The organism is Streptomyces sp. B15, from assembly GCF_018070605.1.
GTDB classification, from domain to species: domain Bacteria; phylum Actinomycetota; class Actinomycetes; order Streptomycetales; family Streptomycetaceae; genus Streptomyces; species Streptomyces smyrnaeus.
In genome coordinates this window covers 20,220-41,896 of sequence record NZ_JAGPXJ010000019.1, presented here as the reverse complement: position 1 = coordinate 41,896, position 21,677 = coordinate 20,220, and the positions used below count along the sequence as shown (strand labels likewise).

General features: G+C 72.6%; 20 protein-coding genes and 3 tRNA genes. 11 read left to right on the top strand and 12 right to left on the bottom strand.

Features of this window, described 5'->3' with window-relative positions; translation table 11 throughout:
• Positions 1–20 precede the first annotated feature (20 nt).
• From KBY19_RS11735 to KBY19_RS11715, 5 genes are all read left to right on the top strand, one after another.
• On the top strand, positions 21–650 hold the full coding sequence (locus KBY19_RS11735) for a LysE family translocator (protein WP_099883070.1): 630 nt from the start codon (positions 21–23) through the stop codon (positions 648–650).
• A gap of 261 nt (positions 651–911) precedes the next feature.
• Positions 912–2,354: an aspartate aminotransferase family protein gene (locus KBY19_RS11730; protein WP_099883073.1), complete on the top strand. Its 1,443-nt coding sequence runs from the start codon at positions 912–914 to the stop codon at positions 2,352–2,354.
• On the top strand, positions 2,351–3,181 hold the full coding sequence (locus tag KBY19_RS11725; RefSeq protein WP_210955942.1) for a GntR family transcriptional regulator: 831 nt from the start codon (positions 2,351–2,353) through the stop codon (positions 3,179–3,181). The genes KBY19_RS11730 and KBY19_RS11725 overlap by 4 nt, the downstream gene beginning before the upstream one ends.
• Positions 3,178–4,107 (top strand): alpha/beta fold hydrolase, encoded by a 930-nt coding sequence (locus KBY19_RS11720; protein WP_210955943.1) that lies wholly within the window; start codon positions 3,178–3,180, stop codon positions 4,105–4,107. Before KBY19_RS11725 ends, KBY19_RS11720 begins: the two co-directional genes overlap by 4 nt.
• 84 nt (positions 4,108–4,191) lie before the next feature.
• Positions 4,192–4,851, top strand: a complete 660-nt coding sequence (locus KBY19_RS11715; RefSeq protein WP_099883079.1) for a hypothetical protein — start codon at positions 4,192–4,194, stop codon at positions 4,849–4,851.
• Positions 4,852–4,928: 77 nt separating this feature from the next.
• On the opposite strand, the gene KBY19_RS11710 is transcribed toward KBY19_RS11715, so the two are convergent.
• Positions 4,929–5,624 (bottom strand): SLATT domain-containing protein, encoded by a 696-nt coding sequence (locus KBY19_RS11710; RefSeq protein WP_099883081.1) that lies wholly within the window; start codon positions 5,622–5,624, stop codon positions 4,929–4,931.
• Between the two features lie 202 nt (positions 5,625–5,826).
• Here KBY19_RS11710 and purD point away from each other — a divergent pair, with 202 nt between their 5' ends.
• The 4 genes from purD to KBY19_RS11690 all read left to right on the top strand — a co-directional run bounded on the left by purD (position 5,827) and on the right by KBY19_RS11690 (position 12,340).
• Positions 5,827–7,101 carry a phosphoribosylamine--glycine ligase gene (gene purD / locus KBY19_RS11705; protein WP_185017699.1) on the top strand — a complete coding sequence of 425 codons (1,275 nt, stop codon included), beginning with the start codon at positions 5,827–5,829 and terminating at the stop codon, positions 7,099–7,101.
• A gap of 347 nt (positions 7,102–7,448) precedes the next feature.
• Positions 7,449–9,467: a hypothetical protein gene (locus KBY19_RS11700; RefSeq protein ID WP_307843493.1), complete on the top strand. Its 2,019-nt coding sequence runs from the start codon at positions 7,449–7,451 to the stop codon at positions 9,465–9,467.
• A gap of 131 nt (positions 9,468–9,598) precedes the next feature.
• On the top strand, positions 9,599–11,230 hold the full coding sequence (locus KBY19_RS11695) for a N,N-dimethylformamidase beta subunit family domain-containing protein (protein ID WP_247690879.1): 1,632 nt from the start codon (positions 9,599–9,601) through the stop codon (positions 11,228–11,230).
• A gap of 189 nt (positions 11,231–11,419) precedes the next feature.
• Positions 11,420–12,340: a phosphoribosylaminoimidazolesuccinocarboxamide synthase gene (locus KBY19_RS11690; RefSeq protein WP_099883087.1), complete on the top strand. Its 921-nt coding sequence runs from the start codon at positions 11,420–11,422 to the stop codon at positions 12,338–12,340.
• A gap of 132 nt (positions 12,341–12,472) precedes the next feature.
• Here KBY19_RS11690 and KBY19_RS11685 read toward each other — a convergent pair.
• From KBY19_RS11685 to KBY19_RS11650, 8 genes are all read right to left on the bottom strand, one after another.
• Positions 12,473–12,545, bottom strand: a tRNA-Gly gene (locus tag KBY19_RS11685).
• A gap of 90 nt (positions 12,546–12,635) precedes the next feature.
• Entirely contained in the window at positions 12,636–13,274 is a 639-nt protein-coding gene (locus tag KBY19_RS11680) for a DNA-binding response regulator (RefSeq protein ID WP_221506008.1), read from the bottom strand.
• Positions 13,267–14,634 (bottom strand): sensor histidine kinase, encoded by a 1,368-nt coding sequence (locus KBY19_RS11675; RefSeq protein ID WP_210965713.1) that lies wholly within the window; start codon positions 14,632–14,634, stop codon positions 13,267–13,269. Before KBY19_RS11675 ends, KBY19_RS11680 begins: the two co-directional genes overlap by 8 nt.
• Positions 14,635–14,755: 121 nt before the next feature.
• Complete coding sequence (locus KBY19_RS11670) at positions 14,756–15,577, bottom strand: ABC transporter permease (RefSeq protein WP_210965712.1); 822 nt, start codon at positions 15,575–15,577, stop codon at positions 14,756–14,758.
• A complete protein-coding gene (locus KBY19_RS11665; protein ID WP_099883093.1) occupies positions 15,574–16,554 on the bottom strand; it encodes an ABC transporter ATP-binding protein in 981 nt (326 codons plus the stop codon). Before KBY19_RS11665 ends, KBY19_RS11670 begins: the two co-directional genes overlap by 4 nt.
• 148 nt (positions 16,555–16,702) lie before the next feature.
• On the bottom strand, positions 16,703–17,227 hold the full coding sequence (locus KBY19_RS11660) for a flavoprotein (RefSeq protein WP_099883095.1): 525 nt from the start codon (positions 17,225–17,227) through the stop codon (positions 16,703–16,705).
• A 174-nt stretch (positions 17,228–17,401) separates the two neighbouring features.
• Positions 17,402–17,716, bottom strand: coding sequence for a 4a-hydroxytetrahydrobiopterin dehydratase (locus KBY19_RS11655; protein WP_099883097.1), 315 nt, complete (start codon positions 17,714–17,716; stop codon positions 17,402–17,404).
• Between the two features lies 1 nt (position 17,717).
• A complete protein-coding gene (locus KBY19_RS11650) occupies positions 17,718–18,986 on the bottom strand; it encodes a Twin-arginine translocation pathway signal (protein ID WP_210965711.1) in 1,269 nt (422 codons plus the stop codon).
• A gap of 145 nt (positions 18,987–19,131) precedes the next feature.
• Here KBY19_RS11650 and KBY19_RS11645 point away from each other — a divergent pair, with 145 nt between their 5' ends.
• Positions 19,132–19,344: a hypothetical protein gene (locus tag KBY19_RS11645; RefSeq protein ID WP_099883101.1), complete on the top strand. Its 213-nt coding sequence runs from the start codon at positions 19,132–19,134 to the stop codon at positions 19,342–19,344.
• A complete protein-coding gene (locus KBY19_RS11640; protein WP_210965710.1) occupies positions 19,341–19,925 on the top strand; it encodes a hypothetical protein in 585 nt (194 codons plus the stop codon). Before KBY19_RS11645 ends, KBY19_RS11640 begins: the two co-directional genes overlap by 4 nt.
• A gap of 497 nt (positions 19,926–20,422) precedes the next feature.
• On the opposite strand, the gene KBY19_RS11635 is transcribed toward KBY19_RS11640, so the two are convergent.
• The 3 genes from KBY19_RS11635 to KBY19_RS11625 form a co-directional block, all read right to left on the bottom strand.
• Positions 20,423–20,495 (bottom strand) — tRNA-Gly (locus KBY19_RS11635).
• A gap of 80 nt (positions 20,496–20,575) precedes the next feature.
• Positions 20,576–20,647 (bottom strand) — tRNA-Gly (locus KBY19_RS11630).
• A gap of 441 nt (positions 20,648–21,088) precedes the next feature.
• Complete coding sequence (locus KBY19_RS11625) at positions 21,089–21,406, bottom strand: Lsr2 family protein (RefSeq protein ID WP_210955949.1); 318 nt, start codon at positions 21,404–21,406, stop codon at positions 21,089–21,091.
• Between the last annotated feature and the right edge of the window lie 271 nt (positions 21,407–21,677).

Here is a 21,677-nt window from a genome sequence, read left to right as displayed (position 1 = left end):
CAGAGAGGGAGGACCGCCCGATGGCTGCCAGCTCCATAGCCGCGTTTTTCGCCGTTTCCTTTCTTCTCGTCCTCGTCCCGGGCGCGGACTGGGCGTATGCGATCACCTCGGGGTTGCGGGACCGGTCCGTGGTGCCGGCTGTCGGCGGGCTGATGCTGGGGTACGTGGGGCTCACGGCCGTCGTCGTGGCGGGGGTGGCGGCCGTGGTCGCCCGGACGCCCGGCGTACTGACGGCGCTCACCATGCTGGGCGCCGGCTATCTCGTCTGGCTCGGCGCCACGACGTTCGCCGGGGCGAAGGAGGCGGGGCCGCCGCGCGCCGAGGAGGGCGCCGCCGCGGGACCGGGCGCCCGCTCCCGGGTGCTCAAAGGCGCCGGCGTCAGCGGACTGAATCCCAAGGCGCTGCTGCTGTACGTGGCGCTGCTGCCCCAGTTCGCCGACCAGCACGGCCACTGGCCGCTCGCCGTGCAGATCGGGCTGCTCGGGCTGCTGCACATGTGCATCGCGGGCGCCGTCTATCTGGGGGTGGGCTCGCTGGCCCGTACCGTCCTGCGTGCCCGCCCCACCGCCGCCCGCGTCATCACCCGGCTCTCCGGGATCGCGATGATCCTGCTGGGCGCCGTGCTGCTGGTGGAGCAGCTGCCGCACTGAGGCGGCCGTCCCGCGGACGGTGGTCGGCCGGCGCGATACCTCTCTCCTGCCGTTCCTCGTGCCGTTGCTCGTGGCGTTCCTCGTGCCGTTTCTCTCGGCGTTTCTCTCCTCGTTCGACCTCGCTCCACGCCCTCCCCGCACGCTGAAGTGGAGGGCGACATTACGCTGGCTGTCACCCTTCCGGGGGCCTCCCCGCCCGGAAGGCGTCCGTCCTGGGCCGGGCGGACACCACGCGAGTGAACCGAGGTACCGACCGTGACAATGCAGCACCCCTCATCGCCCGATCCGTCCGCCGCCTCGACAGCCACCTCCGTCCCGGACCCCGCCGCCGGTCAGGCGGTGTACGACGCCGACCGGGCACATGTGTTCCACTCGTGGTCGGCGCAGGGGCAGATCGACCCGCTCCCGGTGGCGGGCGCCGAGGGTGCGTACTTCTGGGACTACGAGGGGAAGCGGTACCTCGACTTCACCAGCGGCCTCGTCTTCACCAACATCGGCTACGCGCACCCCAAGGTCGTCGCCGCGATCCAGGAGCAGGCTGCGAAGATGTGCACCTTCGCACCGGCCTTCGCCGTGGAGGCGCGTTCCGAGGCGGCCCGGCTGATCGCCGAGCGGACCCCGGGCGACCTCGACAAGATCTTCTTCACCAACGGCGGCGCCGACGCGGTCGAGCACGCCGTCCGCATGGCCCGCCTGCACACCGGCCGGCCCAAGGTGCTCTCCGCCTACCGCTCGTACCACGGCGGCACCCAGCAGGCCATCAACCTCACGGGTGACCCGCGCCGCTGGGCCTCCGACAGCGGTACCGCGGGCGTCGTCCACTTCCACGGGCCGCACCTGTACCGCACGCCGTTCTACTCCGAGACCGAGGAGCAGGAGTGCGAGCGGGCGCTGGCCCACCTGGAGCAGACGCTCGCGTACGAGGGGCCGCAGACCGTCGCCGCCGTGATCCTGGAGACCATCCCCGGCACCGCCGGGATCATGCCGCCGCCGCCCGGCTATCTGGCGGGGGTCCGGGAGATCTGCGACCGGTACGGCATCGTCCTCGTCCTGGACGAGGTGATGGCGGGCTTCGGCCGCACCGGCACCTGGTTCGCCGCCGACCTCTACGGCGTCGTACCCGATCTGCTGACGTTCGCGAAGGGCGTCAACTCCGGCTATGTGCCGCTCGGCGGGGTCGCGATCGGCGCGAAGATCGCCGAGACCTTCGACCGGCGCCCCTACCCCGGTGGCCTCACCTACTCCGGCCACCCGCTGGCCTGCGCCGCCGCCGTCGCGACGATCCGCACCATGGCCGAGGAGGGTATCGTCGAGCACGCCGCGCAGCTGGGTGAGACCGTTATCGGCCCGGCGCTGCACGAGCTGGCCGCCCGTCACCCCTCGGTCGGCGAGGTGCGCGGCACCGGCGCCTTCTGGGCGCTCGATCTGGTGCGTGACCGGGAGACCCGCGAGCCGCTGGTCCCCTACAACGCGACCGGCGCCGACAACGCACCCATGGCCGACTTCGCCGCGGCGGCCAAGCGCGGCGGCCTGTGGCCGTTCGTCAACATGAACCGCACCCACGTCGTACCGCCGTGCAACATCACCGAGGCCGAGCTCAAGGAGGGTCTGGACGTGCTGGACGAGGCCCTGACCGCGGCCGACGCACACACCACCGCGGGTGCCGGGGCCGCGACGGCGGACGCAGGGGGCACGGGGGCGTGATCAAACGCAGCACCCTGCGCTCGCAGATCGCCACGGCACTGCGCGACGAGATCCTGGCCGGCCGCCTCGCCACGGGCCGCGACTTCACGGTCAAGGAGATCGCCGAGCAGTACGGCGTCTCCGCGACGCCCGTCCGTGAGGCGCTGGTCGATCTCGCGGCGCAGGGGCTGCTGGACGTCGAACAGCACCGCGGCTTCAGGGTGCACGAGTTCACCTTCGCGGACTACCGGGCCATGTGCGAGGCGCGGGAGCTGGTGGTGGACGGCGTCTTCCAGGGGATCGAGGGCACCCCGGAGCCCGCCGGGGAGCCGGCGGACGGCGCGGGCGCCTCGGCGACCGCCGCCGGTGCCTCGGTCGCCCGCCGGGCGCTCGGCGGTCTGCGGCCCGAGGTGCTGGCCTCCGTACGCCGCCGCGCTGACGCCGCCGAACGCGCGGCGCGCGCCGGGGACCTCGATGTGCTGATCGCCTACGACCTGCGGTTCTGGCGGGAGTTGAGCGGGCTGCTCGGCAACCCCTACGTCTGCGACTTCCTCGATCGGCTCCGCGTCCAGTGCTGGGTGTTCGCCGTCCCGGTGCTGCGCGGGTACGCCTCGCTGCGCGGCCGGCTGTGGTCGGGGCACAACGCGCTGCTGGACGCCGTCGAGTCGGGGGACGCGCGGGCGGCCCGCGAGGTCATCGCCACCTACAACCACCACGCGCTGGCCCAGGTGGGCGCGGACACCGCCACCGACGGCCCGGCGACGGGCCCGAGGGGCGCCGGCACGGACGGCCTGCGGAAAAATGCTGCGGACAACTCGGCGGACCACTCCGCAGAATCGGACGCATGAACGTTCATCCTGATCGCGTCCGCCCCCTGGTCGCCCCCGCCGCCCGCACCGGGCGCACGCCGCTGCCGGACGGCCGGGAACTGGGGTGGGCGGAGTGGGGACCGGCCGACGGCGTTCCCGTCCTGTTCTCACCGGGCGCCGCCACCACCTGCTCCCTCGGCTTCGGCGCCGGCGTCGTCGACGCGCTCGGCGTGCGGCTGATCGCCCTCGACCGCCCGGGGCTCGGCGCCTCCACGCCCGCGCCCGGCCGCACGTTCGCGGACTTCGCCGCCGACGTCGCCGCGTTCGCCGGGGCGCGCGGACTGGACCGGCCCGCGATGGTGGGCAACTCCCAGGGGGCGCCCTTCGCGCTGGCCTGTGCGGCCCATGGGGCGATCCGTGCGCTGGCGGTGGTCTCCGGCGCCGACGAGGTGGCCGACCCCCGCTTCGCCGAGCCGCCCTTCACCGACGTACTCCCCGCCGACCTGTACCGGCTCACGGCGCTCGCCACCGGCGAACCGGAGGCGGCGCACGCGGAGTTCGCGGCCTTCACCCCCGCCAGGATGTGGGAGATGGTGCTGGCCGGCAGCCCGCCCTGCGACCGCGCCGTCTACGAGAGCGCCGACTTCGCGGTGGCCTACCGACGTGCGCTGCGGGAGGCGTCCACGCAGGGCCCCGACGGATATGCCCGCGACACGGTGCTGGCCATGGGGCGCTGGGACATCGACCTGGCGGCGATCGGTGTGCCGGTCGATCTCTGGTACGGCGACCAGGACTTCGGCCACTCGCCCGACCAGGGGGAAGGGCTGGCGGCACGGATTCCGGGCGCCGTACGGCGGGTTGTGCCGGGAGCGGGTGGTGCACTGCTGTGGACGCACGCCTCCGCGGTGCTGCGGGTGCTGACGGAGCGCTCCGGGGGCGCACCCGGGTCCGGAACGGGTGCGTGAGCTTCGCGCCCGGCAGGGGACGGACCGCAGGAGGCCGCACTACGCTGGGCTGCAGGCAGGTCCCTGACGGTATTGGAGCGCCCCTTGGCCTGTGATCTCTGGCTCGTACCCCTTGTCGATGTGCTCTGCCACAGCCCCGACAACCCCTTCTCGGAAGAGATCGCCACCTACGACAGGGCACTCACCGAGGCCGGCCTGCCCACGGTGCCCGTCTTCGGCTACATGCCGGGCCTCTCCGGCGACGTCGCCCCGGTCGCCGGCTTCGACTACGAGGCCCTGCACTATCTGCGCCGCGCCTATCTGCTGCTGGCCTCCGGCCTGGAGGTCACGCCGGTGGGGGAGTTGGGCAGCGACTACGAGCAACTCCTGGAGATGTTCGAGCAGACGGCGCAGCAGTCGCACCTGGTGTGGCACTACGACCACGCGGGCGCCTACATCCCGGTGGACTTCCAGGCCCCGCTGTACGACGACGAACTGCTGGAGGGCGGCGGCCCGTTGGGCTCCAGCCACGGCCTGCTGCGGGAACTGCAGCTGGTGGGCCCGCACCTGGGGATCGACCCCGACAACCCGCCGCCGGCGCCGGCCGCGCCGCTGCGCCCCACCGAACTGGACGAGCCCGCGGCCTCCGCCGCCATCGGCTACGAGGACGGCACCCCCTTCGGCAGGGAGCGGCACGTGTGGCTGAGCCTGCACGCGGCCGCCACCCGCAGTCTGGCCCAGGGGTCGATGATCGTGTTCGGCTGACCGCCCTCGCGCGGACGCGCCTCCCGCACCGGCCCGCGGGCCGGGGAGGCGCGCCCCGCGAGGGCGGGGACCACCGGTCAGCCGCCCGGTGGCCGCTGGCGGGGCATGGTGGCCCAGCCCCCGGACCCGTTGGGCGGTGGCGGCAGCCGGCGCAGCGGGGTGCCCCGTGCGCCGGGGCCCGCGCTCTGCGAGGCCAGTACGAGGGGGGAGCCCGCGGTACGGAAGGAGACCATCCAGTCGACCGTTTCGGCGCGTACGGTCTCGTTCACGTCCTCCGAGAAGCGCCGCAGCACCGCGAGCGCCCGTTCGGCCGCCTCACCGGCCGTCCCCTCGGCCGGGCCGAGGACCTCGCGGACGTTCTCGGCAGCCCACTCGTACCGCAGCGTCTCCAGCCGCCGATGGATGGCCAGCGCGGCGGCGACGTCCCGCATCCATCCGGACGTCAGTCCCAGCCAGCGGTCCGCGAGGGCGCAGACGGCGGCGCACAGCAGCGCGACATAGCCGATGTAGCCGGAGCGCCCCTGCGCTAAGGCGACGCCCGCCAGATCGGCGAGCGGTACCAGGGCGCCCACGGCGGCCCCTGCCACCACACCGCCCCGCAGCCAGCGCGCCCACCGGCGCTTGCGTACCCGGTCCGCCAGATACCACTCGACGAGGCGCATCGCCTCCTGCTCCACCCACTGGTACAGCTCTTCGAGGCGCTCGGCGGGCTCGTTCCAGTCCCCGGACGGGAACCCCCGCCCCAGCAGATCCGGCTGCTTGACCCGCTTCACCCATGCTCCTTCGTCGTGTGTCCGGCGGTCCCGGTGGTCCCGGCGCTCCGGCGGCCTCCCTTCCTACCGCCAAAAGTGGGACCACGCCGACGATCCGCGCCGATTTCCCCCCAGAAGTGGCGCACGATCGGGTATAGGGCGCCGCCGTATCACTCGTAAGGGCCGCTCAAGCGGCGGCGCACGGCCCGCTAGGGTTGGCGGCGTGAGGATTCTGGTCATTGGCGGCGGTGCCCGCGAACACGCAATCTGTCGCTCGCTCTCCCTCGACCCCGAGGTCGGCGCCGTGCACTGTGCGCCCGGCAACGCCGGGACCGCCGAGGTGGCCACGCCGCACGCCGTGGACCCGCTCGACGGTGACGCGGTCGCCGCGCTCGCCGCCTCCGAGGAGGTCCGCGCCGACCTCGTCGTCATCGGCCCCGAGGCCCCGCTGGTGGCGGGCGTCGCCGACGCGGTCCGCGAACGCGGTATCCCCGTCTTCGGCCCGTCCGCCGAGGCGGCCATGCTGGAGGGTTCCAAGGCGTTCGCCAAGGAGATCATGGCGGGCGCCGGGGTGCCGACCGCGCGCAGCTATGTGTGCACCAACCCCGAGGAGGCCGACGCCGCGCTGGACGCGTTCGGCCCGCCCTACGTCGTCAAGGACGACGGCCTGGCCGCGGGCAAGGGCGTCGTGGTGACCGACGACATCGAGCAGGCGCGCGCCCACGCCCGCGCCTGCGGTGGCGCCGTCGTGATCGAGGAGTTCCTGGACGGCCCGGAGGTCTCCCTCTTCGCGGTGACCGACGGCGAGACCGTCGTTCCCCTGCAGCCCGCACAGGACTTCAAGCGCGCGTACGACGCCGACGAGGGCCCCAACACCGGCGGTATGGGCGCCTATTCGCCGCTGCCGTGGGCGGACCCGAAGCTGGTGGACGAGATCACCACGACGGTCCTGGAGCCGACCGTGGCGGAGCTGCGCCGCCGCGGCACCCCGTTCTCCGGGCTGCTGTACGCGGGATTGGCCCTCACCTCGCGCGGTGTGCGGGTCATCGAGTTCAACGCCCGGTTCGGCGATCCGGAGACGCAGGCCGTCCTCGCGCGGCTGCGCTCGCCGCTGGGCGGGCTGCTGTACGCGGCGGCCACCGGGGCGCTCGCCGACTTCCCGGCGCTGCGCTGGAGCGACGGCGCGGCCGTCACCGTCGTGGTCGCTGCCGACGGTTATCCGGCGGGGCCTCGTACGGGTGATGTCATCGAGGGCCTGGCCGAGATCGAACAGGAGGACGGCCCTCAGGCGTACGTCCTGCACGCCGGAACCAGGGCGGACGAGGACGGCACGGTGCGCAGCGCGGGTGGCCGCGTGCTGTCGGTCACCGCGACCGGGGTGGATCTCGCCGAAGCCCGCGAGCGGGCGTACGCGGCGGTCGGCCGGGTGCGGCTGGCCGGCTCGCACCACCGCACGGACATCGCCCGGCGGGCCGCGGCTCAGGCCGCCGAGGGCTGACCCGGCAGCTGTGCCGGAGCCGGTTCCGCCGGCCGCGACCCATATACCTCCGGTCCGGCGCGGGCAAGAGCTCTCCCCAAAGCCATTCCATCGAGTGACGACGCCCGCTTACGGCTGACGCCTGCCAGAGCCCCAACTATGGTGCCCGACAAGCGCGGTGGCGCCGCCGTCAGGCGTGCCCCGAGCGGTGTGCGGACGGCGTACGGGCTGCTCGCGCGCGGTGCCACCGACCGCCGGTGGACCGTCCGTCGTCCGGCGCAGCGCGCGTTGCGGTGTCGGAGCACGGTGACACAGTGGGTGGAAGCCGGAGAGCCCGGCTGCAAGCCTGGAAGGTGCGGGGGTGAGACGTGAGCGGTCCCGGTGGTCCAGTCCTCGGCCGTCGCACGGTGGCGCGCTCCGCGCGAGCCCACGCCCTGGCCGTGCTCCGGGTGCGCAGCACGGCGCTCGCCGTGGCCCTGCTCCCGGCCGCCGTCGCGGTGATCCTGTGGGTGGGGCGCACGACGGGGCAGTTCGGCCCCGGCCCCGGCTGGGAGACGGCGCGCTGGTCGGTCACCGGGCTCGCCGTGGTCGCGCTGGCCTGCGCCGCGGTCGCCGGTCTCGTCATCGCCCGGGGCCGCCCGGCCGTCTCGCCGACGGTCCCCGTCGAGGAGCGCGCGGCCCCCGATCTGCACGCCCTGGTCCGCGACCTCGCCGACCGCCTGGAGGTCCCGGCCCCGTCCGCCATCGCGCTCACCCCCGACTGCGACAGCTGGCTGGAGGACCGTACGCACTCCGGCACCGCCACGGGCGAGGGCTCGGGCACGGCCAGGGGAGGGGGCGGGCCGCGCGGCACGGCTCCCGTCCTGGTCATCGGGTCGCCGTTCCTGTGGTGGATGCGCGTCGCCGAACTGCGGGCCCTGCTCGCCCCCGTCGTCGCGGGCACCGGCCCCTCGGCACATCCCGACATAGCTGCCGCGCGTCGTTTCGTACGCGGTCTGGACGCGGCGGTCGCCAACGCCGAGCGGCCCATGGAGCGGCTGGACGCGTTCGGCCACGCCTCGGCCCAGGGCCCGGGACCGCCCGGAGCGCCGGAACCTGCCGAGCAGTCCGGGCCGCACGGCACCGCCGCCCCCTCCGGATCCCGTCCGCCCTCCGGACCGCTCGGGCGCGCCGCGCGCGGTGGCGCGGCCGTGCTGCGCCGGGTGGTGCACCGTCTGGTGGGGCCGGTCGCCCGGCTGATGCTCCGCGCCGCCGGTCCGCACGCCGCCGCCATGGAGCAGGGCGTCGCCGCTGCCGCAGCCGACCGCGCCCAGGCCGTCGACCACGGGCTGCGGGCCGCCGCACAGGAACAGGTCGGCCTCGCCTACGCCGGGTGGGACCGGCTGCTGACCCGGGTGGCGCTGCCCGCCTGGCGGCTCGGGCTGTGGCCCACCCGGCTGGACGCGGGGGTGGTCTGCGCGCTGACCGAGCTGTCCCGCCGCGACCGGCTCGCCGAGGGCTTCACGTCGCGGCTCGGCGAGCGCCCCGCCTGCGACCTGCTCAAGGAGCCGGGCAACGTGGACGGCGCCGTCTCGCTGCTCGCCGCCCGCCTCTTTCTGGGGCCGCGCCCACCGCTGCCCTCGGCTGCCGGACCGCACGAGGCGGCGTCGGAGTGGACCCCGGTGGAGTGGTCGGCGTATCCGGAGGAGGTCGTCGACCGCATCTGGCGTGCGGAGGCGGCCCGTCTGTTCGCCGCACTGGACACCACCGGCCCGGCGCAGCCTGCCGCCGCCCCCCGGCCCGCCGAGAGCGCGGCACCCCCGCTGGCCGTCGGCCGCCCCGCCCCGGCGACGACCGTCGGAACCGCACCGAGGACAGCCGAGGGGGACGGGCCGCTCTCCTCCCGGTACGGCAGAACCGCGCCCGACGACGGGACCGATCACGAGCTGCCGGGACCGACGTTGGCCCGGGTGCTGGACCGGTTCGCGTCGCCGGGCGGTGTCGAGGCGTTGGCCGCGCGTATCAGTGCGGAGGTGGCGCGCGCGGAGGCGGCGAGCGCCCCCGGTGTCATCGGTGCGAGCCCCGGCGCGGGGTCCCTGCCGGGTGCGGGGGACACACACCTCGCGCCCCTCGCCCCCATGGGGCTGCCGCTCCAGCCGCCGCGCGGCGGCAAGGAGCTGCTGGCCGACCACGTCACGGCAGCCGTCTGCTGCGCCGCCGTCGACACCGCGGGAGCCACACCGGGTCTGGACTGGTTGGACGGCCCGGCGCTGTACGTCGACGGCGAGCGGAGCAACGAGCTGGGCGCCCTGGTGCTCGCCCTCGTCGAGGACGGCGAGGCGGCCGGGCTGCGGGACTGGCTGGCATCGGTCGGTGTGCGACCGGAGAAGCCCGTTCGGCTCGTCTGAAGATCATCTCCAGCCATTTAGCGACGAAGGGTGACCACACCCTTGCGTAATGTGATGTGCTGTCTGCCGTCACACCCGCGGCACAGCGGCAGCACCGTGGAACGGAGCGAGGGTGCCGGGGAGGGAGCAGCATGGGAACAGAGCGGACCGGGCAGCCCGTACGTGCGACCGAGCGGACCGAGCAGCCCGCAAGGAACGAACAGCCCGCATCTCTCGCGGGCGGGGACGAGCCGATCCGGCGATGGGAGTCGGGCGCGCTGGCCCACGCCGTGACCGATCCCTTCGGCCAGGGCCCGCTGCCCTGGCTGCGGGTGAGTGAGAACTACTTCGAGAACGGCCGCCTCGTGCCCTGGTACGTGGACTGCGTCGACCAGGCACCGGGCCAGACCTCGTGCACGCCCGAACTGGTCCGCGAGCTGGCCGGCGGCGGCCAGACCGTCCCCAGGCCGCGCAGCCGCGGCCTGTCCGGCAACGCCCCGCCCGCCGCGGACGACGTGCGCTGCCAGATCAAGGGCTTCGCCTCCGTGGCGGGCGGCACCCCGCCCGGCGAGTCCATCGACTTCCGGATCACCGTCAATCCGCCGCAGCCGTTCAGCGTCGACGTCTACCGCATCGGCCACTACGGCGGCGCGGGCGCCACCAAGATCACCACCAGCCCGCGGCTGTCCGGCATCATGCAGCCCGCGCCGCTCACCGCCGAGCGCACCGTCTCCTGCCACCACTGGTGGCTCTCCTGGCGGCTCCAGATCCCCGACTACTGGTCGACCGGCGCCTATGTCGCCGTCATGACCACCGCCGACGGGCACCGCTCGCACATCCCCTTCACCGTCCGCGACCGCGACCCCGCCGATCTGCTGCTCGTCCTCCCCGACGTCACCTGGCAGGCGTACAACCTCTTTCCCGAGGACGGCCGCACCGGAGCCAGCCTCTACCACGCCTGGGACGACCAGGGGCGGCTGCTGGGCGAGAGCGAAGCGGCGATGACCGTCTCCTTCGACCGCCCCTTCGCGGGTTCGGGCCTCCCCCTGCACGTCGGCCACGCCTACGACTTCATCCGCTGGGCCGAGCGGTACGGCTACGACCTGGCCTACGCCGACACCCGCGACCTGCACGCCGGACACATCGACCCCACGCGCTACCGGGGACTGGTCTTCCCCGGTCACGACGAATACTGGTCCGTCCCCATGCGCCGGGCGGCCGCGCGCGCCCGCGACGCGGGCACCGCGCTGGTCTTCCTGTCCGCCAACACCATGTACTGGCAGGTCGAACTCGACGCGCTGCCCTCCGGCGCCCCCGACCGGTTGCTGACCTGCCGAAAACGGCGCGGGCCCGGGCGCCCCGCCCTCTGGCGCGAACAGGGCGAGCCCGAGCAGGGGCTGCTGGGCATCCAGTACGCCGGCCAGGTCGCCGAGCCCTATCCGCTGATCGTCCGCAACGCCGAGCACTGGCTGTGGGAGGCCACCGGCGCCTACGAGGGCGACGAACTGCCCGGCCTCGTCGCCGGCGAGGCCGACCGCTACTTCCCCCGCACCGTGCTCCCCGAGCACACCTGGCGGATCCTGCTGGCGCACTCGCCCTACCGCGACCGCGGCGGCGCCCTGCGCCACCAGGAGACCTCTCTGTACCGCGCCACCTCCGGCGCCCTGGTCTTCTCCTCCGGCACCTTCGCCTGGTCCCCCGCCCTGGACCGCCCCGGCTACATCGACTCCCGTATCCAGCGCGCCACCAGCAATCTGCTGGACCGCATCTGCAAACGGGACTGAGCGCTGCGCGGGCAGCGCAGCCGTCGACACGGTTCCGGCCGCTGACGCGTGACGGCCGCTGTGGGCGGGTGGGTGAATCGTCATGGTGAGAAGCCCCCACGGCGGGCACCGCTGACCACCTCCCTCAGCTGACAAGGAAGAATCGGGGCACCCGCCGAGGTAAGTCGGCTGCCCCAGGGAGGAAAGAACGTGACGGGATTCGTCGAAAAGCCCGAGCCCGCCCAGGTCCCGGGCCTGGTGCATCTGCACACGGGCAAGGTGCGCGACCTCTACCGGAACCAGGACGGCGACCTGGTGATGGTCGCCAGCGACCGGCTGTCCGCGTTCGACTGGGTCCTGCCGACCGAGATCCCGGACAAGGGCCGCATCCTCACGCGGCTGTCCCTGTGGTGGTTCGAGCAGCTCGCGGACATGCTGCCCCACCATGTGATCAGCACGGACGTGCCCGCGGGCGCCCCCGCCGACTGGGAGGGCCGCACGACGATCTGCCGCTCCCTGCGCATGGTGCCCGTCGAGTGCGTGGCCCGCGGCTATCTCGCCGGGTCCGGGCTGGCCGAGTACCAGGAGTCCCAGACGGTGTGCGGGCTCGCCCTCCCCGACGGCCTGGAGAACGGCTCGGAGCTGCCCGGCTCGATCTTCACCCCCGCCACCAAGGCGGACGTGGGCGAGCACGACGAGAACGTCGCCTACGAGGAGGTCGCCCGCCGGGTCGGCCCGGAGACCGCCGCGGCGCTGCGCCAGTCGACCCTCGCCGCGTACGACCGTGCCCGCGACATCGCCCGGGAGCGGGGCATCATCCTGGCGGACACCAAGTTCGAGTTCGGCTGGGACGACACCGGCACCGGCGACGGCGAGCCGGTGCTCACCCTCGCCGACGAGGTGCTCACCCCCGACTCCTCCCGTTTCTGGCCCGCCGACCAGTGGCAGCCGGGCCGCTCCCAGCCCTCGTTCGACAAGCAGTACGTCCGCGACTGGCTGGTCTCCCCGGAGTCGGGCTGGGACCGCACCTCCGAGCAGCCGCCGCCCCCGCTTCCCGACGAGGTCGTGGAGGCCACCCGCGCTCGCTACATCGAGGCGTACGAACGCCTCACCGGCGTCCCCTGGAGCTGACGCCGCGCAGCCGGCAGCCCGCAGCCGCAACAGCGCACGGCAGGCCGCACAGGGCACACGACAGACAGCATCACAGCGGCCCCGGTCGCAGGACCGGGGCCGCTGTGATGCTGTGCAGTGCTGTGTATCCCGAGCGGACGACGAGGCTCGAACTCGCGACCTCAACCTTGGCAAGGTTGCGCTCTACCAACTGAGCTACGTCCGCACACCCCACACCCGGCCCGAGCGGGCCGCCGTGGTGCGGGGCCCAGTATAGCCGGACCTCTCCCGGGTCCGGGACCGTGCCGGGGGCTGCTCAGATCCAGCCGCGCTCGCGAGCCATCCGGGCCGCCGTGTGGCGGTTCTCGGCCCCCAGCTTGGCGGCGGCGGCCGAGAGGTAGTTGCGGACGGTGCCCTGGGTCAGCGACGCCTGCTCGGCGATCTCCGCGATCGGCGCCCCGTCCGCGGCCAGCTCCAGCAGCTCCGCCTCCCGGGCGGACAGCGGCGAGTCGCCCGCGCTGATGGCGTCGGCGGCCAGCTCCGGGTCCACATAGCGGCTGCCCCGGTGGACGGTGCGGATGATCTCCGCGAGCTGCTCGGCGGACGCCGTCTTGGGCACGAATCCCCGGACCCCCGCCGCCAGCGCCCGCTTGAGATGGCCGGGCCTGCCGTGACTGGTGACGATCATCGTCCGGCAGGTGGGCAGGGAGTCCCGCAGCGCGACGGCCACCCGTACCCCGTCGGCGCCCGGCATCTGGAGGTCGAGTACGGCCACGTCCGGCCGGTGCGCCCGCGCCATGGCGAGCGCCTCGGGCCCGGAGGCCGCCTCGGCGACGATGCTCAGATCGTCCTCCAGCGCCAGCAGGGCGGCCAGCGCGCCCCGGATCAGATGCTCGTCGTCCGCCAGCAGCACGCGGATGGCCGCCGGGTGCTGTCCCCTTCCCTCGTCACTCAAGACTCTCTCCCCTCACCGAACCCGCCGTCTCACCGACATCGGCGTGGGCGTGGGCGTCGGTGTCGGTGTCGGTGTCGGTGTCTGTGCCGGCGAGCACACCCGCATCCGGTTCCCCCACCGGTGGCACCGCCCGGTGGCCATGGGACAGCGGTACCTCGGCCCGCAGCCGGAAGAGCCGCGCGGCCTCGTCCCGTTCGGCGGTCAGGGTGCCGTCCAGGGCCGCCAGCCGTTCGCTCAGACCGGTGAGGCCGGAGCCACCGGGGGCCGACCCGGGCCGCAGACCGTCGTTCTCCATGATCAGCACGGCGGTGTCGGCCGCACCGGCCATGAGGCGGATCGCACAGTGGCTCGCCTCCGCGTGCCGCAGCACGTTCGTGGCGCCCTCCCTGACGACCCACCCCAGCGCCGACTGCGCTCCGGGCGCCAGTTCGGGCTGAGCGGACTCGATACGGCAGTCGACCCCGGCGGCCCGCAGCACCGCGCGGGCCCCGGCGAGTTCGGTCTCCAGGCCGGTCTCGCGGTATCCGCGGACGACGGCGCGCACCTCGCTCTGCGACTGGCGTGCCAGCCGCTGGACCTCCTCCATGTGTGCGAGAGCCGACTCCGAACCCCGCCGGGCCAGTTGGGTCGCCAGCTCGCTCTTGAGCGCGATCACCGACAGATTGCGGCCCATCACATCGTGCAGGTCCCGGCTGAAGCGCAGCCGCTCCTCCGCGACGGCCAGCCGCGACTGGGCCTCCTTCGCCTCGTCGAGCTCCCGCATCACGGACAGGTACCAGGCGGAGCAGCGCGGCGAGAAGATCCCGACCAGCACGCCCAGCCCCAGTACGAACAAGGTGCCCAGCAGGGACGGCCACGCCATGCCCGCCGCCGCGAAGAGGCAGCACACGAAGAGGCAGCCGCCGGCCGTCACGGCCGCCGACCGGCGCCGCGATACGACGAGCCCGTACACCCCCGTCACGCTCGGGACGCCGGCGAAAAGCGCCATCGCCGGTCCGGCGGCGTCCCCCGCCCAGTCGCGGGCGACCAGCACGGTGACCACCGCCGTGGTGAGGGCGAACGTCACCGTGGCGGCGGCCAGCAGGCGGCGCGGGGCCTCGCCGAGTCCCAGATAGAAGTCGATCCCGCGCGGCAGACCGCGCACTCCCAGGACACACTGGACGACGACCAGCACGACGACGACGCCGCTCAGCGTCTTCGCCGACTGCTGGTCGTCCACCTGGACCAGGAACTGCGGCATCCCGGCGACGAAGTAGATCCACGGCGTGAGCAGCAGCAACCAGCGCGTCGAGACCTCGACCTGCTCCAGCTTGCTGCGCTGCTGCCACTTCCGCTGCTTGTGCCGACCCCAGCGGATCATCGGCGACCGCCTCTCGTTCCTGTCCCACCTACGGCACACGGTATGCGGCCCCCGACCGGGCCGCCCCGACGGCCGGTCGACGGCGGGGCTCTCACCGGAGACGGGCCGGCCGGACGGCCGGTCAGCGGCGGGGCTCCCACCGGAACCGCTTGGCGACCGCGTACGCGCCCAGCGCCGTCCACGCCAGGGCGACGGCCAGCGACCGCAGCGTCTCCCCGCCACCGAGCTGCTCCGTCCAGGCACCGCGCAGCAGGTCCGTGATCGGCGTCATCGGGAGCCAGCGGCAGATCTCGGCGATCCGGTCCGGATAGATCTCCAGCGGCACGAAGACCCCGGAACCGGCGAACGTCGCCAGCATCAGCGGCATCGGCGTGAGCTGCGCCAGCTCCGTCGTCCGGGTGAAGGCCGACGACGCGGCGGCCAGCACCGCCATCAGCACCACCCCGAGTACCAGGCCCGCCAGCAGCAGGTCCGGCCGGGCCGGCGCCCCCACGTCCAGCAGCAGCGCCCCGCCGGCCAGCAGCAGCACCGACTGGAGGAGACCGATGGAGACGGACGGCAGCGCGGCGGCACCCAGAATCTCCCCGTCGGCCGCCTCACCGGTGCGCAGCCGCTTGAGCACCAACTCCTCGCGGCGCCCCACGTAGACGCCGACGAGATTGCTGTAGATGGCGAACAGCAGCACCATCCCCACCGCGCCCGGCAGTACGGCCGTGCCCACCGAGAGCCCGGTGCCCGACAGATCGGCCTGCTCGGCGGTGGTCTTCATCGAGAAGGTGAGTACGGTCGGCAGCAGCAGCGCCACGAACAGCGCCGGCTTGTTGCGTATCAGCAGCGTCAGCTCCGCGCGGGCCAGAGCCCGTACCCGCCGCGCCGACAGGCTGCTGGTACGGGGCCGGCTCCCCCGCTGCGCGGCCCGTGCCGTGGTCGTCGTCCCGCTCATGCCGGAACCTCCATAACCCCTCGCTCGTCCCCGTGCCCCGGCCGGTTGCCCGCCTGGGCGATCTCCAAGAACGCCTCCTCCAAGGAGGCCGACCTCGCCTGCAGGCCTTCCAACGCGACGCCGTTCTCGCGCGCCCACAGCAGCAGATCGGTCAGCGCGGGCTGCAGTTCGTGCGTCTTGACCGTCACCGTCTGTCCGTCCGCCGCGGCCGGAACGCTCAGCGGCAGCCGCTCGGGGGTGACCCCAGCGGGCAGCCGGAAGGTGATCCGCGAGGGGCGCTGGGCCACCACCTGGTCCGGGGTTCCGGACGCCACGATCCGTCCGGCCTGCATGATCGCCAGCCGGTCGGCGAGCTGTTCGGCCTCCTCCAGATAGTGGGTGGTCAACAGCACGGTCGTGCCCTCGGCCCGCAGTCCGCGCACCAAATCGGCGGTGTCCCGGCGTCCTTCGGGGTCCATCCCGGTCGTCGGCTCGTCCAGGAACAGCACCTCGGGCCGCCCGATCAGCGCCAGCGCCAGATCCAGCCGTCGCCGCTCGCCCCCGGACAGCTGCTTGACCCGTACGCCGGTCCGGCCGCCCAGCCCGACGAGTTCGAGCGCCTCGCCCGGCGGCCGGGCGTCACTGGTGACGCCCGCCCACATCGCGGCGGTCTCGGCCACCGTCAGCTCGGAGGGGAAGCCCCCTTCCTGCAGCATCACGCCGGTACGGGGCCGCACGAGGGCCCGCTCGCCGAACGGATCGAGCCCCAGCACCCGTACGGCCCCCGCGCTGGGGGGCGCCAGCCCTTCCAACACCTCCACGGTGGAGGTCTTGCCGGCTCCGTTGGTGCCGAGCAGCGCGAAGATCTCTCCCTCCCGCACGGAGAAGGAGATGTCGCGCACCGCCTCGAAACCGCCCTCGGCCGCCCCGGCACGGCGCCCGGCCCCCGCCGGCCCCGCGTAGCGGCGTTTCAGTCCCTCGACCTCGATCGCATCCATGCCTCCAGGCTTCCGCCGAACCGGCCGCCGGGGCAGTGCACGCGGTCATGGGTACGGATGACAAACGTCATCCCGGGGCGCCGTGGACGGTACGGCGCCGGGGAAACTCGTGGGCACACACGGCGCGCGGTACGCGGCTTACCCAAGATCACAGGCGGATCGCTCCGAGCAGCGGCTCCCACGGGAACGCCGCTCCGTCCCCCTGTTTCGGCCGGTGCGGCTCGCCCGGAGCGAACACCACCCGCACACCCTGCCCGCGCAGGGTCGCCACGGCGCGGCCCACGGCGGGCTGCGCACCCAGTGCCGTCGACCAGAACGGTGCGGCTACGACCGGTACGCCCAGGTGGACGGCCTCCGCAGGAATTCCCAGCGCGGCAGTGTCGGTGATTCCGGCGGCCCACTTGCACGCACTCGTCGTCGTCAACGGCGCGACGAGCATCGCGTCCGCCTTGGGCAGGCCGCCCGATTCGTCGGGGAGGGTATAGCGGTGGCGCACCGGATGCCCGGTCAGCGCTTCCAACTCAGCCTCTCGCGGTGCCCACCACGTTGCGGCTGTCGGCGAGAGAACGAGGCAGGTGTCCCACCCGGCAGCTTGTGCGGCTCGTACACCGTCGTCGATGTGCTGGGCGAGCCCTGCCGCACAGGCGATCAGGTAGAGAACGGGCTGCATCATGCGGGGAGTCCACAGCGTTGTGCGAGGCCACGCAAGTCCGGCCCGGGAGACGGCACCAGCACCTCGGTGTACGCCGCATGGCCATGCGGCCGGATATCCTCCGGTCTTCGGCCCGGGGACGGTGGACCCCAGCTGGCAATCACGCCTTCCTGGTGTGTAGATCGGAGCTGTTCATCAATACGGCCGAGCTCCGTGAGCCGCCGCGATGTGGTCGATCCTCGCCGCAAGGTCGAAGTCGGCGGTGGTGAGTTTGTGTCCGGCATCGTGTGTCGTGATGGCGAAACGCACGTGATCCCAGCGCAGATCGATGTCCGCGTGGTGGCCGATCAGCCGCTCGACATCCGCCACGTGCACGATCATCGCGACGCCGCCGTGGTAGCGGATGCCGTAGCTGCGGGTGATCTCGTCTCCGGAGCGCACCCAGCCCGGCAGCTCTTCCAAGCGTTCGGTGATGTCCTGATCGGACAGTGGCTGCGGCGCATCGTCCACGTCATCCCCTTTCGTCCACGGCGGTCAGGACCTCGGCGAGTTCCTGGCCGATGGGCGCATCGTGCCATGGCCGCATGGCGCCTTGAAGAGTGTCCAGTTCCCGCCGCATACGCACGGAGCCGGTGTCCACCGCGATCTGCGCCGCCTCCCTCGCGATCTCGACGGCCTGGTCCGGCTCCTGCGCCGTGGCTGCCGCCGTTGCCTGCCGGGCAAGGTAGACGGCACGATCTCTCCTGGCCGTCCCAGGAACCTCGCTCAGCAGTTGCTCCCACAGGGAGTTGGCCTCGCGGCCGAGCCCGAGCCTGCCGTAACAAGTGGCCCGCTGTACTTCCAGATAATTCGGGGTGCGACGGCAGGCGTTGCCCCAGGGCAAATCATCCTCCACGTGGCGTAGGAGGCCGGTAGCTTGGTCGATCAGCGTGTCGACGCTTCCTCTGTCCCTTGTGAGACTGGCTCCGTGGGCCTGCTGCTGAAGCACCATCACACGCACCTTTGGGGCGAGGACACGCTGTTTCTCCAGCGCTGCCTCGCACAGGTCCACGACGCCGTTACCGTCGCGCAGGTCTGTTCGCACCTGCGCCTGGTTGACGAGTGAGTAGGCGACCAGGTGCGGATTGCGGGAGCGCAGTGCGATCTCTTGGGTCAGGCCGCGCCAGAAGGCTGCGGCTCCCATGTCACCTGCGTCCTGGTAGAGCCAGCCGACCAGCGCGGTGTAGGCCGCACCGACCCGCAGAAGCCCCCGGCGCGTCTCGCCCTTGGCCACCCGGATGAGCCGGTCGATCAGTTCGTACTGGGCTGAGACAGTGCCGATCAGGTCATGCGGACCGAGGAGCATGTCGACCCTGTAGTGCCCCTCCAGTTGCTCCTGAAAGTACGTGATCAGTGCCGGGTCGACGTGGCGGGGCGGAGTAGGGCCGACCGTCAGCGCTGCGGCCGTCACCGAGACGAAGGTGCGGCGCCTCACATCGTCTTCATCTGGCGGCGGTTCTTCGCGCTGCCATCCCTCCGGTACCTCAAAGCCGAGATCTTCGGGCCACCGGTCGAACGCAGCGTGGAGCGCGAAGGCGTAGTCGTCGCGGGGCCACCCTGGTTTGGCCGATTCCCAACGGCGCCACGTGCGGGGCGCCACCTCGAAGTGCATGTCATCCAGTGCCTCACGACCTGCTGCCGAAACTCCTTTGGCTGCTGCTTCCTGCGAGCGCCAGCCGCGTTTCAGCCGGGCGGCTCGCAGGGCGTCATTGCCACCTGTGGGCGCAGTGTGGGGTGTCATCGGTACCGCTCCTGAGTGTGGCCGCAGAGTGGCCGCGGAGTGGCCGCTGTTCGGCCTAGTTGGCGGTTGTCGCGCCTGGCCATCATCCAAGCGTGACAAACGATGCGTACGCGGAACACGCGAACTGGGCACGGAGGAGGGCGTCATGACCGTCACTGATGAATCCAGCCACGAACAGGGCGCCTGCCTGGTGGACCAAACCCGCAAGGCCCAGTACGGCACATGCCGCAACTGCGGGAGGCCGATCCGGCTGACGACCACCGAGGAGAACGGGACCACGGTGATCCGGGCTCGTTGCTGCCCGCGACCGCAGGGGCCCGTCCCCGTCCCGATGCCCGTCGGTGAGGTTGCCCGGTGACCCAGCATCCCGGCGACCTCCTGGTCCTGGTGGCCGAAACCCTGGAGCGCAGCGGCGCCGGTACGGACACCGCTCCCGTGACACCCCGCGCCTGGGTGGAGGCGACGGACACTGAACGGGCCGCGGCCCTCACCGTTCTCGCATGGCGGGCGCGGGGCGCCGAGATGCGGCATCGGGCCACGCACGACGCCAGCCGTCTGGCCGCATGGGCGGCGGCTGAGGCCGCTGTCCGGCACAAGTCGTCCACCCTCGCGGACCGTTACTTCCATGTGCCGTCCGGTCGGCTGTCGGGTATCCCGGCGCAGGTGCAGTTGGAGGCCGCTGTGCGGTTGCTGGCCGCCGCACGGACCGGCGTGCTGCCGCCTGCCCCCTACCGCTGCGCGGTCTGCGGCACCGACCGCAACCTTCAGGCGCGCAGCTATGAACGGGGGTCCGGGCCCGGCCGGGAGGAGTTGCTCTGCCCGTTGTGTGCGGGGCTGCCGGCCGATCCGGACGAGATCCCCGAGGGCGTGGACGCGCTCTGCCGACGGCTACGGCAAGGCCGCGTGCGGGAACAACAGCGCCCGTCGCACCGCGCCTGAGCTCCGCAAAGGCCTCCGGCCCTGGGCAAGCCGCCACGTACGGGGCCTGGGGAGTCCGCTCTGAGGGCTGCGCCCTGGGAGGGCGGCAGCGCTGGGATGCGTAAATTTGGCGTTGGTTGCCGGGTTTGCGTTTGTGCGAACGCGCCTTGCGGCTGGCTACGGGGGGGGGAGGGGGCGTGGGTTGCGGTGCGTTCTGGGGGCTGTGCGGGTGCGTTCGGGGTTGCGCGCCGTGCCGCTGCCGTCGCGGGGTGCGGTTTCGTGAGCCGACCTTGCGGTGGGTTGTGGTTGCGGGGGAGCTGGCTGCTGCCGCCGTGTGGTGGCGGTTTCGTCTTCTCGCTCCGCTCGTGGCACGCCGGTGGGGGTGGGCCGAGGGTGGGGGTCTCATTTTAGAAAGGTGGTGCGGGCGCGCTTCCTGCGCCCCCCAGCTGAGGCGTGCGCCCCGGGGAGTCACGCAGAAACGCCCGGCTGGGAACCCAGCCGGGCGTTTCACTGAACGGAGCGGACGACGAGGCTCGAACTCGCGACCTCAACCTTGGCAAGGTTGCGCTCTACCAACTGAGCTACGTCCGCAATGCCTCCACCCGGCTCTCACCGAGTGGCGCGACCAATACTCTACCTGATCGTTTCCGATCGATGGGTCGGTACTGGAGAGCGGGTGACAGGAATCGCACACTGCGCCTCCCTCTTGGAAAGAGGGCGCTCTACTACTGAGCTACACCCGCACGCTTGCTTGAGGTTTCCTCCCTTTCGGGTGGCTCCCTCGCGGCGTGCCTTGACTCTAGCCGATCACCCGGGGTCCCTGGCAAGTCGAGCCCCGGACCCTGTCGTTCCGGCTGCCGAGCCGGACTGCCGGGCAGTGCCGGACCGCCCCTCGCGGCAGCGATCTGTCGCGAGAGGGGATCAGTCATTGGGGGGCCGGCGCGCGAGGAGGGGGAGGGGGCTGGCGGGGGAGGAACGACACACCGTCGTCCGGCGCCGAGTCCCCCGGTTGAGTCCTGCGGTTGAGGGCGCCGCTTGCCCGCGGCGCCCCTCCCGTGCGCTCTCGCTTATCGCGGCGCCCCTCCCGCCCCGTGCGGCGCGCAGCCGTCGGGGGTCGCCTACCGGCCGGAGGCCGGGGGGTGCCGGGTGGGAGGGGGACGTCGTAGTCGCGCGGCGTCCGCGTTTCAGCTGGCGGCGCGGAACGCCTCGTAGACCTTCTTGGGGATGCGGCCCCGGGCGGGCACCTCGAAGCCGTTCGACTCCGCCCACGCGCGCACCGCACGGGGATCCGGGTCGATGGAGGTCCGGCGGTAGGTCTTGCCGGACCTGGCCCGCTTGCGGCCGGCCTCGACGAAGGGCGCCAGCTCGGTGCGGAGCCGCTTCGCGTTGTCGGAGTTCAGGTCGATCTCATAGGTCTTGCCGTCGAGGCCGAAGGAGACCGTCTCCGCCGCTTCTCCGCCATCGATGTCGTCGGAGAGCATGACTACTACGCGCTGTGCCACGGATATCGGTCCTTCCTCAGGATCACGAAAGGGGGTCACCCGGCATTACGGCGTCGTCACAATGCCCCCCGCCGACCGGCGGGTATGCGGGGCGAACCCGAGTAGGAGACAGGTTCTTATTCAACTATGTGCCGCACCGGCACCGGAGTGCAAAGGGTGCACAAAGATTGCGGCCCGCGGAATTGATTCCGGTTCCGGCCGCAATCGGGACCCTACTTTTTTCCCGCCGGTTTTCCCAGTGCTTCGCGAAGTCCTACCAGGATCGGCACAG

What these genes read in the sequence shown, in the direction of transcription:
- KBY19_RS11695 (WP_247690879.1), top strand. Translation starts at nt 9,599, where the DNA reads ATGGGAACAGAGCGGACCGGGCAGCCCGTACGTGCGACCGAGCGGACC.
- KBY19_RS11730 (WP_099883073.1), top strand. Translation starts at nt 912, where the DNA reads ATGCAGCACCCCTCATCGCCCGATCCGTCCGCCGCCTCGACAGCCACC.
- KBY19_RS11670 (WP_210965712.1), bottom strand. Translation starts at nt 15,577, where the DNA reads ATGAGCGGGACGACGACCACGGCACGGGCCGCGCAGCGGGGGAGCCGG.
- KBY19_RS11735 (WP_099883070.1), top strand. Translation starts at nt 21, where the DNA reads ATGGCTGCCAGCTCCATAGCCGCGTTTTTCGCCGTTTCCTTTCTTCTC.
- KBY19_RS11645 (WP_099883101.1), top strand. Translation starts at nt 19,132, where the DNA reads ATGACCGTCACTGATGAATCCAGCCACGAACAGGGCGCCTGCCTGGTG.
- KBY19_RS11665 (WP_099883093.1), bottom strand. Translation starts at nt 16,554, where the DNA reads ATGGATGCGATCGAGGTCGAGGGACTGAAACGCCGCTACGCGGGGCCG.
- KBY19_RS11660 (WP_099883095.1), bottom strand. Translation starts at nt 17,227, where the DNA reads ATGATGCAGCCCGTTCTCTACCTGATCGCCTGTGCGGCAGGGCTCGCC.
- KBY19_RS11720 (WP_210955943.1), top strand. Translation starts at nt 3,178, where the DNA reads ATGAACGTTCATCCTGATCGCGTCCGCCCCCTGGTCGCCCCCGCCGCC.
- KBY19_RS11650 (WP_210965711.1), bottom strand. Translation starts at nt 18,986, where the DNA reads ATGACACCCCACACTGCGCCCACAGGTGGCAATGACGCCCTGCGAGCC.
- KBY19_RS11675 (WP_210965713.1), bottom strand. Translation starts at nt 14,634, where the DNA reads ATGATCCGCTGGGGTCGGCACAAGCAGCGGAAGTGGCAGCAGCGCAGC.